18 protein-coding genes are annotated in these 15,239 nt (G+C 63.8%); 10 read left to right on the forward strand and 8 right to left on the reverse strand.

Going from position 1 to position 15,239, the window contains the following annotated elements; genetic code table 11:
• The first annotated feature begins 153 nt into the window (after positions 1 to 153).
• Entirely contained in the window at positions 154 to 1,548 is a 1,395-nt protein-coding gene (fumC, locus tag FCS99_RS13210) for a class II fumarate hydratase (protein WP_138513336.1), read from the forward strand.
• A 396-nt stretch (positions 1,549 to 1,944) separates the two neighbouring features.
• On the opposite strand, the gene FCS99_RS13215 is transcribed toward fumC, so the two are convergent.
• A complete protein-coding gene (locus FCS99_RS13215) occupies positions 1,945 to 2,274 on the reverse strand; it encodes a GIY-YIG nuclease family protein (protein ID WP_138513338.1) in 330 nt (109 codons plus the stop codon).
• 48 nt (positions 2,275 to 2,322) lie between these two features.
• The gene (locus FCS99_RS13220) at positions 2,323 to 3,759 is read right to left on the reverse strand and encodes a S41 family peptidase (RefSeq protein ID WP_138513340.1); all 1,437 of its coding nucleotides are present in this window, start codon (positions 3,757 to 3,759) and stop codon (positions 2,323 to 2,325) included.
• 88 nt (positions 3,760 to 3,847) lie between these two features.
• Here FCS99_RS13220 and FCS99_RS13225 point away from each other — a divergent pair, with 88 nt between their 5' ends.
• A complete protein-coding gene (locus tag FCS99_RS13225; protein WP_138513342.1) occupies positions 3,848 to 4,057 on the forward strand; it encodes a DUF4169 family protein in 210 nt (69 codons plus the stop codon).
• Here the strand turns inward: FCS99_RS13225 and FCS99_RS13230 are convergent.
• Both FCS99_RS13230 and FCS99_RS13235 read right to left on the reverse strand, forming a co-directional pair.
• Positions 4,051 to 4,356, reverse strand: coding sequence for a hypothetical protein (locus FCS99_RS13230; RefSeq protein ID WP_138513344.1), 306 nt, complete (start codon positions 4,354 to 4,356; stop codon positions 4,051 to 4,053). The genes FCS99_RS13225 and FCS99_RS13230 overlap by 7 nt on opposite strands.
• 114 nt (positions 4,357 to 4,470) lie before the next feature.
• The gene (locus tag FCS99_RS13235; protein WP_138513346.1) at positions 4,471 to 5,139 is read right to left on the reverse strand and encodes a DNA-3-methyladenine glycosylase I; all 669 of its coding nucleotides are present in this window, start codon (positions 5,137 to 5,139) and stop codon (positions 4,471 to 4,473) included.
• Positions 5,140 to 5,243: 104 nt separating this feature from the next.
• On the opposite strand from FCS99_RS13235, the gene FCS99_RS13240 reads away from it, so the two are divergent.
• The gene (locus FCS99_RS13240; RefSeq protein WP_138513348.1) at positions 5,244 to 5,462 is read left to right on the forward strand and encodes a ribbon-helix-helix domain-containing protein; all 219 of its coding nucleotides are present in this window, start codon (positions 5,244 to 5,246) and stop codon (positions 5,460 to 5,462) included.
• On the opposite strand, the gene FCS99_RS13245 is transcribed toward FCS99_RS13240, so the two are convergent.
• The 3 genes from FCS99_RS13245 to FCS99_RS13255 all read right to left on the reverse strand — a co-directional run bounded on the left by FCS99_RS13245 (position 5,459) and on the right by FCS99_RS13255 (position 6,895).
• Positions 5,459 to 6,070: a hypothetical protein gene (locus FCS99_RS13245; protein WP_138513350.1), complete on the reverse strand. Its 612-nt coding sequence runs from the start codon at positions 6,068 to 6,070 to the stop codon at positions 5,459 to 5,461. The two genes, FCS99_RS13240 and FCS99_RS13245, sit on opposite strands and share 4 nt — an antisense overlap.
• 65 nt (positions 6,071 to 6,135) lie before the next feature.
• Complete coding sequence (locus tag FCS99_RS13250; RefSeq protein WP_138513352.1) at positions 6,136 to 6,573, reverse strand: SRPBCC family protein; 438 nt, start codon at positions 6,571 to 6,573, stop codon at positions 6,136 to 6,138.
• On the reverse strand, positions 6,566 to 6,895 hold the full coding sequence (locus tag FCS99_RS13255; RefSeq protein ID WP_138513354.1) for an ArsR/SmtB family transcription factor: 330 nt from the start codon (positions 6,893 to 6,895) through the stop codon (positions 6,566 to 6,568). The genes FCS99_RS13250 and FCS99_RS13255 overlap by 8 nt, the downstream gene beginning before the upstream one ends.
• Positions 6,896 to 7,011: 116 nt before the next feature.
• On the opposite strand from FCS99_RS13255, the gene FCS99_RS13260 reads away from it, so the two are divergent.
• The 6 genes from FCS99_RS13260 (at position 7,012) to FCS99_RS13285 (ending at position 13,327) form a co-directional block, all read left to right on the forward strand.
• Complete coding sequence (locus FCS99_RS13260; RefSeq protein ID WP_233352831.1) at positions 7,012 to 8,646, forward strand: chloride channel protein; 1,635 nt, start codon at positions 7,012 to 7,014, stop codon at positions 8,644 to 8,646.
• Between the two features lie 79 nt (positions 8,647 to 8,725).
• The gene (locus FCS99_RS13265) at positions 8,726 to 9,256 is read left to right on the forward strand and encodes a hypothetical protein (protein ID WP_171036378.1); all 531 of its coding nucleotides are present in this window, start codon (positions 8,726 to 8,728) and stop codon (positions 9,254 to 9,256) included.
• 172 nt (positions 9,257 to 9,428) lie between these two features.
• Entirely contained in the window at positions 9,429 to 9,779 is a 351-nt protein-coding gene (locus FCS99_RS13270) for a hypothetical protein (RefSeq protein ID WP_138513358.1), read from the forward strand.
• A gap of 105 nt (positions 9,780 to 9,884) precedes the next feature.
• Positions 9,885 to 10,295, forward strand: a complete 411-nt coding sequence (locus FCS99_RS13275) for a bacteriohemerythrin (protein WP_138513360.1) — start codon at positions 9,885 to 9,887, stop codon at positions 10,293 to 10,295.
• A gap of 138 nt (positions 10,296 to 10,433) precedes the next feature.
• Positions 10,434 to 10,775 (forward strand): GIY-YIG nuclease family protein, encoded by a 342-nt coding sequence (locus FCS99_RS13280; protein ID WP_138513362.1) that lies wholly within the window; start codon positions 10,434 to 10,436, stop codon positions 10,773 to 10,775.
• Positions 10,776 to 11,041: 266 nt separating this feature from the next.
• A complete protein-coding gene (locus tag FCS99_RS13285) occupies positions 11,042 to 13,327 on the forward strand; it encodes an ATP-dependent helicase (RefSeq protein ID WP_138513364.1) in 2,286 nt (761 codons plus the stop codon).
• Between the two features lie 61 nt (positions 13,328 to 13,388).
• Here FCS99_RS13285 and FCS99_RS13290 read toward each other — a convergent pair whose 3' ends face one another.
• Positions 13,389 to 14,168: an outer membrane protein gene (locus FCS99_RS13290; RefSeq protein WP_138513366.1), complete on the reverse strand. Its 780-nt coding sequence runs from the start codon at positions 14,166 to 14,168 to the stop codon at positions 13,389 to 13,391.
• A gap of 123 nt (positions 14,169 to 14,291) precedes the next feature.
• Here FCS99_RS13290 and FCS99_RS13295 point away from each other — a divergent pair, with 123 nt between their 5' ends.
• On the forward strand, positions 14,292 to 15,206 hold the full coding sequence (locus FCS99_RS13295; protein ID WP_171036379.1) for an alpha/beta hydrolase family protein: 915 nt from the start codon (positions 14,292 to 14,294) through the stop codon (positions 15,204 to 15,206).
• Positions 15,207 to 15,239 lie beyond the last annotated feature (33 nt).

The following is a 15,239-nucleotide window of genomic DNA, read 5'->3' on the forward strand; positions in this document are numbered from 1 at the left end:
TTTTGCGCCTGCCCCCCTTTGGCCCGGGATTTCCCCGACGGGCCGCGGCGAAGCGCATCGCCTGCTTGATCCATCATGTCCGAGTGCTACACGTTCGACTCGATCTTTACCATCTACCCCCCGCACGCAGCGGGCTGCAAGGAGCCTCCCCTGATGAGCGAGATGCGCACCGAGACCGACAGCTTCGGACCGCTTGAAGTACCCGCCGACAAACTCTTCGGCGCCCAGACCGCCCGCTCGCTGATCAACTTCCCGATCGGCACGGAGACCATGCCCAAACCGCTGATCCGCGCCCTGGGCATCGTCAAGCGTTCCGCCGCCCTCGCCAACAAGCGCCTGGACAATATGGAAGCGGAGTATGCGGACGCCATTGCCGCCGCCGCGCTGGAAGTCGCCGAAGGCAAGCTGGACGACCATTTCCCGCTCTCTGTCTGGCAGACCGGCTCGGGCACGCAGTCCAACATGAACACGAATGAGGTCGTCTCCAACCGCGCCATCCAGATGCTCGGCGGCACGGTCGGCTCCAAGGATCCGATCCACCCGAATGATCATGTAAACCGGTCCCAGTCCTCCAACGACACCTTCCCGACGGCCATGCATATCGCCGCCGCCGAGGAGATTTCGCACAGCCTGATCCCGGCCCTGCAGACCCTGCACAATGCCCTCAACGACAAGTCGCAGGCCTTCAAGGACATCATCAAGATCGGCCGCACCCACACCCAGGACGCCACGCCGCTGACACTGGGCCAGGAATTCTCCGGCTATGTCGCCATGGTCAAGAATGCGATCCGCCGCATCGAGGCCACCCTGCCCGCCCTCTACGAGCTGGCCCAGGGCGGCACCGCCGTCGGCACCGGCCTGAACACCAAGAAGGGCTTCGCGGAAGCCTTCGCCGAGGAAGTCGCCGGCTTCACCAAGCTGCCCTTCGTCACCGCCCCGAACAAGTTCGAGGCCCTGGCCACCAAGGATGCCCTGGTGGAAGCCCATGGCGCGCTCAACTCGGCTGCCGTCTCCCTGTTCAAGATCGCCAATGACATCCGCCTGCTGGGCTCCGGCCCGCGTTCGGGTCTGGGCGAGCTGGCCCTGCCGGAAAACGAGCCGGGCTCCTCGATCATGCCGGGCAAGGTGAACCCGACCCAGTGCGAGGCGATGACCATGGTCTGTTCGCAGGTGATGGGCAATAACACCACGGTGAGCTTCGCCGGCTCCCAGGGCCATTTCGAGCTCAATGTCTACAAGCCGGTCATCATCTACAATGTCCTGCAGTCGATCCGTCTCCTGGCCGACAGCGCCAACACCTTCACCGAGAAGTGTGTCGTCGGCATCGAGGCCCGCGAGGACAATATCCGCCAGTTGATGGAACGCTCCCTCATGCTGGTCACCGCCCTCAACTCCACGATCGGCTATGACAATGCCACCGTGGTCGCCAAGACCGCCCACAAGAACGGCACGACCCTGCGCGAAGAAGCCGTCAAACTCGGCTTCGTCACCGAAGAACAATTCGACGCCATCGTCCGCCCGGAAAACATGCTGGGCCCGAAGGACTAGGGCTTCACACCGTCGACAGACAAAAGGCGCGCCGGACCGTCCGGCGCGCCTTTTTGGTTTCTGATCTACACCTTGTCATCCCTGACGAATGCCCGGCCTCGAGCCGGGCGCAGATCAGGGACCCATTTGCAACCGAGGCACGATAGGTCCCGGCTCCATGCCGCGCTTTCGCGGGGCGGAAGCCTGCGCCCGCGAAGGCGGGTGGCCGGGATGACAACGGAAGTGCCACAACCTTCAGATCCCACTCAAACTTGCAAACTCTATTCTTGTCATCCCTGACGGATGCCCGGCCTTGAGCCGGGCGCAGATCAGGGACCCATTTCGCCGCGCGGCACAATAGGTCCCGGCTCTATGCCCCGCTTTCGCGGGGCGGACGGCCGGGATGACAAGTGCGGGCTATTCCTCGAACCGACTGACAACATCGCGCGGTTCGACGCCGCCCAATGACACATAAAGATCATCCCAGTTCGGATTCTCTGTCTCTATCAGCTCGATCTTCCAGTCGCGGCGCCAACGTTTGATCCGCTTCTCGCGCGTGATGGCATTGTTCACCAATTCATGGTGCTCAAACCAGACCAGCCGGTCCACGTCATACTTTCGGGTAAACCCGTCTGCCTGACCCAGCTTGTGCTCGTACACCCGGCGCATCAGATCGTTGGTCACGCCGCAATACAGCGGCCCCATACGCTGAGATGCGAGCATGTAAACATAATAGCCATGAGCCATACTGCACTAATAAGTTGTAAATTGGAGCTTATCATCCCTGACGGATGTCTAGTCAGACAACTCCATACCCAAAACCGCCTCCAGCGCCGGATCACGCCCGGCGGCATAGGCCTCGAATGTCAGCGGTGCAAACACATCCAGATCCAGATCCTCCACCAGGATCGGGAAGATGTGCAAACTGCCCCAGGCGCAGCGGAACAGGCCTTCACAGCCATTCTGCAGATCGTAGAAACCGGTCGAATAGCGCGCCCGGAAGCCGGAATTGGGCAGGGTATAGGCCCAGCCCTCGGCCCAGAATTGCAGCCGGTCTCCGATCGGTTCGCCGACCAGAAGCGTTCGGTCCGGCGCCACCTCAACCGTGGAGGCCAGATTGACGATGGCGGCCGAGAACGTATTGCCCGAGACGAGGTGATAAACGCGGCCATCGGTCAGATCCGGCAGGGCCGCCATCAGATCATGGGTCATGGTCAGGTCGCCGCCGCCGGAAAAGCGCTGGTCAACGATGATGGCGCGCGGCGGGTTGGCGGCCAGTTCGGCCTCAACCCGAAGCGCGAAGTCACGCAGGCTTTCCCCGCTCTCATCGTCGAAATTCGTGCGCAGGCTGAGATAGGCGATCGACCCGTCCGCGATCCGTTCCAACCAGTAACCGCGTTCGGAATTTTGCAGGTAGAGCGGCGTCGTCTGCGATCGTGCGACCTGCCAGCCCTCGGCCATCACCCAGGGCTGGGGCAGATCGCCAGGGAAGGCACGCGGCGCGTCCGGATCGGCGGGTTCCGCCCGCAGGCTTGTCCGCATGGACCGGCCATCGGTCAGGACCAGGTCCAGCGTGACGGCCTCCTGCGCCTCGCCCACATCCACTGCGGCCAGGAAGTCTGGTGCATCCATCAGGCCGGGCAGAAGGGTCGCGGCAAAGGCATCATTGCCGCCCAGCGTATCGCGGAAACGGGCCATAACCTCACCGGCCGGCACGCCATTGATCGCCTCCACCCGTGCCCCCAGGATCGCATCCCGTCCGGCGCGAACCCGCAGAATGTGCAGCTCTCCGGCCATGTCCGCAAAGCGCACCGGCAGACGCGGGAAGCGCGCGACCAGGCGCGTGGTCGAAGTATTGGAGTGACCATTGTCGATCTCCGCCTGCGCCCGGGCCAGGCCCAGCAGGAATTCGGCATCGGTGAGCGTGTCGACCGCATCGGTCAGCTCGGCGATCCGGGCATCAAAGCGGTCCCGCATCTGCGGCGTCATGGAGCGCTCATTGCGGCGGACATGATTGAAATGCTGCAGGTCCTGGAGCCGGGCCTCAGCCACGGTCTCCGGTTCACCCTGGAAGAGCGGCGGCACGGGAATGGGGTGGAAGGCGATGATGGTCGCCATGATCAGAAGGATATTCCGGCCGAACCAGCCGGCGACGGCGATCGCACCGAGCCAGATATACCAGGGGATCACCCGGAACGGGGTTCCCAGAAAACGAAAGACCTGGCGCAGCATGCACTTCTCCCTAGCCCGCGAGCGGTTTAGGCTGAGATGCGCCGCGTACTGCGAATGGATGCGGCTGCGCTGCCATCACGGACCCTTCATGACCAGCAAACCGATCAATCTGCGCCAATACCGCAAACGCAAACAGCGTGAGGACAAGGCCAAGACAGCCGAGGCCAACCGCATCGCCCATGGCACGCCCAAGGCGGTCAGCGATCTGGCAAAGGCGCGGCAGGCGCTGGAGGGCAAGAAGGTCGACAGTCATCGCCGCGAGGATACGCCACGGGCGAAAGACGGGGATAATCAGTAGGGCGAGTTGAGTGGCGGCACCCGGCCATGACGGCGACGATACTCGCCGACCAGACGCGAGGCTTCTTCCGCATCCGACCAGCTTTCCATCCACATCATGGCGCCGGGCTGATCGGGAAGGCTGGAATAATCCGTCCGGCATTCGCGCTGGAACATGCGGCGCAGGGACCGGGCCGGACCGATTTTCAGGACGCTGGAAATATCATTGGCCCGACGCAGCAGGACACAGACCCCGGGCGTGTCCGGAACCTCGTCGGCCCACTTGATCTGGAGGGGCACGGGCTTATGCCAGCGACGCATCAACATCCTGCTTTTTCAGTCTCATCGACCCGATTGTGAGGCATTTCATTAAAATGCGCGACACTTTCCCCCAAACAGGGTAACTGCGGAATTAAGGCTGCTGTATATTCGAATTCAGCCCACGCTCAAGGCCAGTATCCGGCTGATTTCACTCTGGCTTCTCCCGCTTTCCTCGCGCCAGGCATCAAAGGCGGCCTGGGTCTTCGCCAGGGCCGATTTCGAACTCGGCGCCTTGTCGACAATCCCGGCCCGCACCAGCGCCGTGCCGACATCCTTCGACAGGATCCAGGCATCCCAGCCGCCAAAGCGCAGCACATATTGGCCCGTCATGCCGGCCAGGCGTGAGCCGCGTTTCTTGAACACGTCCAGCAGACCCGGCTGGTCGTTGACCGGCCAGTCCGCGAGGAAGCGTCCGAAACTGCCATGCTCCGCCGCGATTTCGGTGACAAAGCCTGCATTGGCAATCGTCGCCATGATTTTCTGGCCATTGCGCACAATGCGCGCATCCCCCAGAAGCCGGTCGACATCCTCATCCGCATAAAAGGACAGGCGGGCCGGGTCGAAGCCGGCGAACGCCGCTTCAAACCCGTCCCATTTCGCCTCGATCACCTTCCAGACGAAGCCGGCCTGGAAGACGCTTCGGGTCATCAGGGAGAGCCAGCGATCATCCGGGATATCCGCCAGTTCTGAGGCGCTCTTGGGCGGAGAATGGGCCGCCAGCCGGGCCTCCAGGTCGGGATGATGCGTCCGGGCCTCGTCCTCGATCTGTACAAAGGATTTCATCCGGCCTCTCCCGCCTGTCTGGTGCGCTGATTGGATATGGCGGGTTTTGCGTCCGATGCAAGCACGGACTTGCCAGTCTCCCCGACGCCGGTTCAACTGCCGCCATGCCGCTCGTCAAACGCTCCCTCTCCCTCGCCGGTCACCGCACCAGCGTCTCCCTGGAACCGGAATTCTGGGCCGAGATCGACCGGGCTGCGGCGGAACAGGGCGACAGTCTCGCCGGCCTGGTGGGCGCGATCGACATCGCCCGGGGCGAAGAGCCCCTGGCCTCGTCACTGCGCGTTTTCGTCCTGAAAAGACTGACGAAACCAGCCGAAGACTAGTGATGTCCCAGGTGGGCGATATAGGCGTCCACACTGGGCATGTCCGCATCGAACCAGATCGGATCCAGCGCACAATCCCAGCCCCGCGCCAGCCGGTCGGCCGCGTCCCGGGCCAGCGTGTTCGCATCCGGCAGGCCGGACGCATCGATATACGCCACCACGCAGGCCGTATCCGGCGTCTCGGGCCGCAGGGCCGTGACCATCAGCGTCTGATAGCTCTCGTCCTCGCCTCCGGACATCATGCCCGGCGTTTCATCGAAATAGCGATGGATGCTCGCAAAGGGCACACCCAGGACTTCGCGCCACTCGATCACATCGTGAAAACGGCCGAACAGCCCGCGTGCCGGCGTATGAAGCGCCGGTGAGACAGGGCCCTGATCATAGGTGTAGGTGATCGACGCGCCATGTTCGGACGCCTGGATCTCGATCTGCCAGGCATCCGGCGCATTGCACCGGATCAGCACGACCGGTTCGTCCTCCAGCGCGTGTTCCCTGCAATGGGCATCAATCCGCGAATAGACACTTGTAATCGCCTGGGCCTGCGCCCATCCGGCCCCGGCCACGGCCATCACCATGGCGGCGACCAACCCGCTCGTCATCTGCTTCATCTTGCCCTGCCCCCAGTTTCGCGAGGCACATTAACCATCCGTCCGGAGGGCGCAAGTCAAAGGCGTCAAACGACCGGTTCAGCGAGTTTAAGGCCCTCGCGCAGAGTGGTGAAATGCGCGTCCCAGCCGGCATCATGGTCGAACAGGGCGTCCAGCCCGTCGACCGGACCGCCGCCGAACCCGTCATGGACCAGGCTCAGGCGCGTGCCCTCGCCGGCCGCCTCCAGCGTCCAGGCGACACGGGTCGGATGCCCGGACAGCCATTCATGGGTGAAGGTATAGACCAGCCGGGTTTCCGGCTCCGCTTCCAGCACCTCGCCCCAGCAATAGGGCCGGCCGGCCTCGGACGTCGTCTTCCAGAAATTGTACGGCCCCGGACTGGTCAGGGCGCGATCGGAGGGGTGGAACCAGAGGGCCAGGCAGTCCGGCTCCGTCAGGAAGGCCCAGACCCGTGACGGGCTGGCATCCAGGTACAGGCTCTTTTCGATCCGGGGGTCAGTCATGCTTGCGCTCCACTTCCTGTTTCAGGGTATTCAGCTTGTCATTCCAGAAGCCCTCGAACCGGTTCAGCCAGCCGACGACATCCGCCAGCGGGGCCGCATTGAGCCGGTTGATCCGCTGTCGGCCTCGCACCTCGACCGCGATCAGTCCGCCATCGGAGAGGACTTTGAGATGCTTGGCCACGGCGGGCCGGGTCATGTCGAACCGTTCCGCCACATCCCCCACGCTCAGATCGCGCTCGGCCAGAAGGTCGAGAATGGCGCGACGGGTCGGATCCGCGATGGCGCGGAAGATCTCGTCAGCCTGTGGGCCGGAGGGGGTCATCGGCATCTCCAATATGAAACCTTGTGGTTTCTTATATAGGAAACCCTTTGGTTTCATGTCAACCCGTCACCGCGCAGCGCTTGACCCGACCCGCTTTTGGCAGTGAAACCAAAAGGGTGAGCGACTCAAAAGAACAGGCAGGCTGGATTGATCGCCTCGTTGAAGCCTTCCGGGGTGGACGGGGACCGGCCCTCTGGGCGCTCGGCATCGCCATCGGCATCATCGCCGGCTATGCCACGCTGGGTCTCCGCCTGGGCATTTCCTTTGTCGAACAGACCGCCTTCGGCGTCACCGAAATCCACCTCGCCTCCGCCGCCGCGCACCTGCCTGCCTGGCGGATCATCCTCATCCCGCTCGCCACGGGCGCACTGGTCGCCTTCCTGCTCTGGCTGGGACACCGGCTCAACCTGACCCCGGACACGCGCAGCCAGAGCGTCGCCGACGTGATTGAATCCCGCGCCGTGAAGGCCGGCCGGATCGACCTCAATTCCGGTCTCTATTCCGCGATCATCTCCGCCATCTCCCTGGGCGGCGGGGCCAGCGCCGGCCGTGAAGGTCCGGCGGTGCATCTGGGCGCCTCCCTGGCCGCTTCGCTCGGCCGCTGGCTGAACATGCCGGCCCGGGGCAGCCGGGTCCTGCTCGCCTGCGGCGCCGCTGCCGCCGTGTCCGCCAGCTTCAACGCCCCGGTCGCCGGTGCCCTGTTCGCCTTCGAGGTCATCCTCGGCCATTACGCCCTGCGCTCCATCGCCCCGGTGGCCTCCGCCTCCATCGTCGGCGCGCTGATTGTCCGCCACCATCTCGGCCAGGACCCCGTTTTCGGCCTGCCGGAAATGGCCGCGGCGACCGTCTGGGACTTCCCGCTCGCCGCCATGCTCGGTGTTGCCGCCGCCGGGCTCGCCATCCTGTTCAATCGCGGCGCCATTTTCCTGCCGGCCCGCATCGCCCAATGGTGTGAACGCACCGGCATCCCGCTCTGGATCCTGCCCCTGCCCGGCGGTCTCCTGATCGGCCTGATGGCCCTGATCGCGCCGGAAATCCTGGGTGTGGGCTATGAAGCCACGTCCAACGCCCTGCGCAGCGAATACGCCCTGCCCCTCCTCCTGCTCCTGATCGGCATGAAGACCTTGGCCACCGTGGTCACGCTGGGCTTCCGCTTTGGCGGGGGTGTCTTCTCGCCCTCCCTCTATCTCGGCGCCATGCTCGGCTCGGCCTTCGGCCTGACGGCTGCGCTGATTTTCGGCGATCAGACCGCCGGACCCGGCTTTTTCGCGGTCATCGGCATGGGGGCCGTCTCCGGCGCCGTGCTCGGAGCGCCGCTCTCCACCACGCTGATCGTGTTCGAACTGACCACGAGCTACGAAGCCTCCGTCGCCGTCCTGCTGGCCGTCTCCCTGGCCACCGTTCTGGCCCAGTCCGCCCTGGGCGGCTCGCTCTTCCAGCTCCAGGTCCAGCGCAAGGGCTATGACGTGTCCGGCGGATCCGGGCGCCTCATCCTGCAGACCATCCGCACCCGCGATGTCATGGTCCCGCTGGACGATTGGGGCCGGTCGGAAATCTCCGACAGCACCGTCGTCTTCGAGGATGACACGCTGGGCCGCACGCTCGGCGTTCTCGACGCCGAACAGGTCGACAGCGCGGCCGTCCGCGCCCGCGGGGGCGACCAGTCGATCATCGGTGTTGTCACCAAGGCCGATGCCCAGGCCGCCTATGCCCGGCGGCTGGCGGAGATCAGCGAAGAAGAGCATCGCTGATCCCCGCTCCCACCCCGAATTGTGTCGAGGATCAGCGCGGTTAGCGCTCTGGAAAGGATGTTCCGGCTAGGGTTGCAGCATGACACAGGCAGGGCTGCACGGGGACACGGGGAGCGCACAGACGCTCGGCCAGGGCGCGCTGGACGCGGACGCCCTGCGTGCGGCCAATATCAATCCCGACACCGGACTGGCGACCGACTATCTCAACCACTTCAACGAGGTGGTCATGCTGATGGAAATGCTGCCCGACATGCCGGACTGCGCCGAAGATGTCCTGGAGTGGGAGCCGGTCGATTATTGCGACCATTTCCTCCAGTCAGGCTTCAAGGACAAGGACCTCGCCGTCCAGGCCTATGCCGCAGCCCCGAATGCCGTACGGGCGCATCTGGAAACCCTGATCCTGCAGATCAATTCCGAAGTCCTCGACGCGCAGGACGCGCTGCGCTCCGGTGTCGATGACGAGACCTGCAACCGTATTGCCCGTCTGGCCACCCACGAGATCAAACCACTGATCGGTGCGGCCTCCGGGGCCATCCATGGCCGCATTGACGGGGAAGACGGTTTCTCCGACGACTCGGCCCAGGCCGATGTCGACGCCCTGTTCGGCTGATCCGACACCCGGCCTGCGGCTCGCTCAGCCCCTCTCAGCACTTTGTAAACCGGTGTGATCTCCGACACGCGACATGTCATATGTTATGAATACACTGGACCGCGGAAAGGCTGCGTCCGGCGCCGGATTGATCTCCGCAGGGCCGGACGCGACCGCAAGAAACGGTGTTGTCATGTCTGTTTTCCCCACCCCAACCTCCAATATCTCCGATTTCGCCCGCTACCGGATGCGCGACTATGATCGCACGCTGGTCGCCCTGCGCCAGGCCCATGACCACAAGGCGGCCGGCCCCACCGTGCTCGCCCTGGTCAATGAACTCACCTGTCTGGCCGAGGAAATCCTGGCCTATCGCTGTGACGGGAACGGCCATCCCTGCGGTGCCTGCTGCCCGGCTTCCGACCAGTTCTTTGTCCGGCTGACAGCCCATTACGACCGGATCATTCGTTCGAACGGCCAGTTGGACGACGCGTTCTTCCAACTGGTGGAAAGCCTGCCGGTGGAAACCCCGCGCGCCGCAGCCTGAGGCCCTCACCGGGCTGTCAGTCCATCTGCAAATGCCCACACTCCATTAACCTCAAATTCAATCGGGATACTGCATCAGGCCCTGAAGCAAGTCAGGAGACCGGTCATGCCGATCATGGAATGGAACAGCGATCTCGATGTCGGCGTCGAGGCCATGAATGATGAACACAAGCAGATCCTCGATCTGATGAATCGCATCCATGACGCCTCCACCGCGGGACAGACCGGCGCGCCCGTCGTCAAGCTCGTGGACGACCTGGCCCAGGTCACGATCGACCATTTCCGCGATGAAGAAATCTACATGGAGAAAGTCGGCTATGAGGGCCTGAAAACCCACAAGCTGATCCACAAGGACCTGCTGGAAAAATACACCGGCTACGCCGCCGACATCCGCACCGCCAACGGCGTCCTGCCCGACAAATTCCTCATGTTCCTCAAACTCTGGCTCACCGCCCACATCAAGGGCATCGACATGAAATACGGCCCGAAAGCGGACCAGCTGAAAAAGGCGGGTTAGTCCTTCACGTCAAGCTGGATGCTCCATTTTCCCCGGACGCGCACAGCGCGTTCCGGGGCCAACCGCACCCAAAGAGCCCCATCGCAGAAAGAGAACCCGCGATTGTAGAAATGGTCACAAAATGCAATTATTAATTGCATGACCATGCTTGCTCCCGAAGCCGTCTACATCATGGCCAGCCACCCCCATGGCGCCTTCTATGTCGGCCGCACTCGCGACCTGGTCTGGCGCACCTGGCAGCACCGTACTGGCGCCATTCCCGGGCACACCAAACGCTACGGCATCAAACAGCTGGTCTGGTTCGAATGGCATGACGGCTTCGAATCCGCCGCTCACCGGGAGCACCTCATCAAACGCTGGCGACGCGCCTGGAAGATCAACCTCATCGAAGCCATGAACCCTGGCTGGAAGGACCTCTGGTTCGATATTCGCGGCGATTTCGACGCCCCCATTCCCACCGTGGGCTCCGTCACCGACTGAGATCATCCTGCATCGATAAGCCCAACGCAGGTCCCGGAACGCGCTGTGCGCATCCGGGAAAAATGGAGCATCTCCTTCGAACAACCCCACTCCCCCACACAAGAAGATTTCCCCCGGACGCGCACAGCGCGTTCCGGGGCCGACCGGATTTTCACCCTGCACCCAACGCGAACAAAACTCGAACAATCTCACATCCGCCCCTTTAGCCGCAGCGCCAATCGGTCCACACTGCGCGGTCACACGACTCGCAACGGACGCAGGGCAGGATGTCCAATCTTTCCATTTCCGACATGGCGCGCCCCGCGCCGCCGACGCCGTATCTTGAAGGCCTGAACGAGCAGCAGCGCGCGGCCGTGGAAGCGGTCGAAGGGCCGGTCCTGGTGCTGGCCGGTGCGGGGACGGGCAAGACCCGCGTGCTGACGACCCGGCTGGCGCACATCCTGGCGACCGGGCGGGCGCGACCGTGGGAAATCCTCGCCGTGACCTTCACCAACAAGGCCGCGCGGGAGATGAAGGAACGGGTCGGGCAAATCATCGGCGAGGCTGTCGAAGGCGTGCCCTGGCTGGGCACGTTCCACTCCGTCTCCGCCCAGATCCTGCGCCGTCATGCCGAATTGGTTGATCTGAAGTCCGGCTTCACCATCCTCGACACGGACGATCAGCTGCGCCTGCTGAAACAGATCCTCCAGGCGGAGAATATCGACGAAAAGCGTTGGACGCCGCGCCATCTCGCCTCCGTCATCGATGGCTGGAAAAACCGCGGCCTGATGCCGGCCCAACTCAATGAAGAGGACAAATGGTCCTTCGCCGAAGGGCGCGGGCAGAGCCTCTACCAGATCTACCAGGAGCGCCTGAAACAGCTCAATTGCTGCGATTTCGGCGATCTTCTCCTGCACACCCTGCACATCTTCAAGGATCATCCGGACGTGCTGGCGACCTATCACGCCAAATTCCGCTATCTCCTCGTCGACGAGTACCAGGACACCAATATCGCACAGTATCTCTGGCTGCGCCTGCTGGCCCAGGGCACGGGGAATATCTGCTGCGTGGGCGATGACGACCAGTCCATCTATGGCTGGCGCGGGGCCGAGGTCGACAACATCCTGCGCTTCGAGAAGGACTTTCCGGGCGCCGAAGTGATCCGCCTGGAACGCAATTACCGCTCCACCGCCCATATCCTGGGCGCAGCCTCCGGCCTGATCGCGGCCAACCGCTCGCGTCTGGGCAAGACGCTGTGGACCGAGGACGAGGCCGGCGAAAAAGTCCAGGTGCGCGGCATCTGGGATGGCGAGGCGGAGGCCCGCTATGTCGCCGAAGAGATCGAGAACTGGGTGTCCGGCGGCCGCGCCTATTCTGACACCGCCGTCCTCGTGCGGGCCGCCTGGCAGATGCGCGCCTTTGAAGACCGTTTCATCATGCTGGGCCTGCCCTACAAGGTGATCGGCGGGCCGCGCTTCTTCGAGCGCGCCGAGATCCGCGACGCCCACGCCTATCTGCGCCTGATCCGCTCGCCGGAGGATGACCTCGCCTTCGAGCGCATCGTCAACACGCCCAAGCGCGGCATCGGCGATACCTCGGTCCAGAAGATCGCCATGACGGCGCGCCAGATGCAGACCTCAATGACCGAGGCCGCCCGCATCATGGTCGGTACGGACGAGATTCGCGGCAAGGCCCGCACCGCCCTCACCGTCTTCCTGCGCGACATGGATCGCTGGCGCGAACAGGCGGAGCAATCGCGCCTCGACGAGCTGGCCGAGATCGTGCTCGACGAAAGCGGCTACACCGCCATGTGGCGCGAGGACAAGACGCCCCAGGCCGCCGGCCGGCTGGAAAACCTCAAGGAGCTCGTCCGCTCCATGGGCGAGTACGACACGCTGGAAGCCTATCTGGAACACGTCGCCCTGCTCACCGATGCCGATCGCGCGCCGGACGAGGACGAGGTCTCCCTGATGACGCTGCACGGCGCCAAGGGGCTCGAATTCCCGCTCGTCTTCCTGCCGGGCTGGGAAGAGACCGTCTTCCCCTCCCAGCGCTCGCTGGATGAGGGCGGCACGCGCTCGCTCGAGGAAGAACGCCGCCTCGCCTATGTCGGCATCACCCGTGCCCGCGAACGCGCCATCATCACCTTCACCGCCAACCGCATGATCTATGGCCGCTGGCAGACCGTGATCCCCTCCCGCTTCATCGACGAGCTGCCGATGGATCATGTCGAGGCCCGTTCGGAGACCGGCTATTATGATGGCGGCCCCGGCTTTGAAAGCGTCCGCCAGACCGCCGATGCCAGCGCGTCCAGCTATTCCAGCCCCGGCTGGAAACGCTATCAGGCCAGCCAGGCCGAAGGTCGCCGCACTTCGGCGCCCACCATCAATGCCAAGGCCACCCTGATCGAAAGCGGCGATGAGAACGGCCGCTGGAAAAACGGCGACCGCGTCTTCCACGACAAGTTCGGCTATGGCGTGGTGAAGAAGGCCGACGGCTCCAAATACACCGTCCGCTTCGACAAGGCGGGCGAAAAGAAGGTGGTGGAGAGTTTCCTGCGGGATTTGCCGTGACCCCGAACGCAAAAAGGCCCGGCTGGACAGCCGGGCCTTTCGCTTTCATCCGACCTGGGCGCTAGAAGTAGAAGCGCACACCGGCCTCGATCACATGGCTGTTGTTCTCAACATCCAGTGATGTCGGGAAGAGAACCGAATTGGTCTCAGCATCCCCGGTCATCCGGTAGCGATAGCCGCCAAAGGCCTCCATCGTGTCCGATACCGGATAGGTGCCGCCCAGCATGACCTGGAACAGGCTGACCATTTCCGTGTCATCGATCACGGCAACACCCGACGGGCTGTAATCCACCTTCACCTCGGCCAGACCGACGCCCAGACCCGCATAGAAGCCGACCGGCAGGTCCTGGACCGTGAAGTCGTAATATCCGTTCACCGCATAGGCCGTCGTGGTGATGTCACCCTGTCCATCGGCCACCAGATCGGCCACGGTCACGCCCAGCGGCGCAGAACCCGTGATCAGGACGGCCGCATCCGCGGCACCGATCGCCCCGCCGCCGGCCGTCACATCCATGTGGGTGTCCACATCAGCCGTGGTGCGCGAAATCTCCAACTCCGCCCGCCAGGCCTCGTTATAGCGATAGCCCAGAGCCCCTGCGAGGAAGCTGCCGGTCTCGAATTCGGTCGTCCAGGCGATGTCGGTGCTGGCCGGCAGGACCGTGCCCGGCGGCACGGCCACCCCGTCACCCGTCGCGAAATCGCGCGTCAGGGCGCCGGCATTGTCACTGTCATTCTGGAAGTTGAAGCCTGCCGATCCGGAGACATAGGTCTGCGCGGAAGCCGCGCCCGAGAGGATCAGCGCGCACGCCGTTCCGTAGAGCAGTTTCGACGACTGGGTCATGTCTTCTCCTATCGATTTAGAACGCAATAGGGGTTACGGACAAGGCAAGGCATTGGATTATTAGAAGTTTTTAATTCACAAATCCTCTTGCCAAGCCGGATGCACGCCCTAGTTTTGCTCCGGATGAGCTCTACCTTTTTTCTGCGTCCCCTCCTGATTGCCGCCCTGGCGCTGAGCCAGCTGGCCTTCCAGGGCGATCCCCATTCGGACCAGCGACCCATTGCCTGGAACGACCTCCTCGACCGCCCCCGCGAGGCGGCCGACCTGCGCATTTCCTACGGCACGGGTGAACAGGAATTCGGTGAGCTCTGGCTTCCCGATGGCGACGGCCCCTTCCCGGTCGTGGCGATGATCCATGGCGGCTGCTGGCTGTCCCAGATCCCGGGCACGATCCTTCAGGACTATCTCGCAGCCGATCTGCGGGCACGCGGCGTCGCGGTGTGGAACCTGGAATATGCCCGCATCGGCCACGAGACCGGAGGCTGGCCCGGCACCTTCCAGGATGTCGCCGACGGCATCGATGCCCTGCGCGAGATTGCGCCGGAGCATGATCTGAACCTGGAAAACCTCGTCTTCACCGGCCATTCCGCCGGAGGCCATCTGGCCCTGTGGGCCGCGGGTCGCGACAGCCTGCCCGAAGACAGCCCCGTCCATGTCGCCGACCCGCTTCTGCCACGCCGCGTCGTGACGCTGGCGGGCATCAATGACCTGGCCGATTACCGCGAAAACGGCCCGGGCCGCTGCGGCGAGCCGGACACGGTCGACAATCTGATCGGTCCGCTGGAGACCCAGACCCCGACCTTGCTGGCCCAGGTCTCCCCCGGCGACATGCCGGCCATCCCGGTGGACCAGATCCTGATCTCCGGCGCCCTCGATCCGATCGTGCCGCCCCGTCTGGGTGAGCACTATCTCCAGCGCGCGCAGGAACGCGGCGAGACGGTCCGCCACATCGTGCTGCCCGACGCCGGGCATTTCGAACTGATCGACCCGACAGCGCCCGCCTGGGCGGTGATCCGCGAGACGCTGACACCGGAATAGACGCCGCGCTTGCCAAGCGCCCGCAAAGCGTCC

The organism is Maricaulis alexandrii (assembly GCF_005871165.1).
GTDB lineage: Bacteria > Pseudomonadota > Alphaproteobacteria > Caulobacterales > Maricaulaceae > Maricaulis > Maricaulis alexandrii.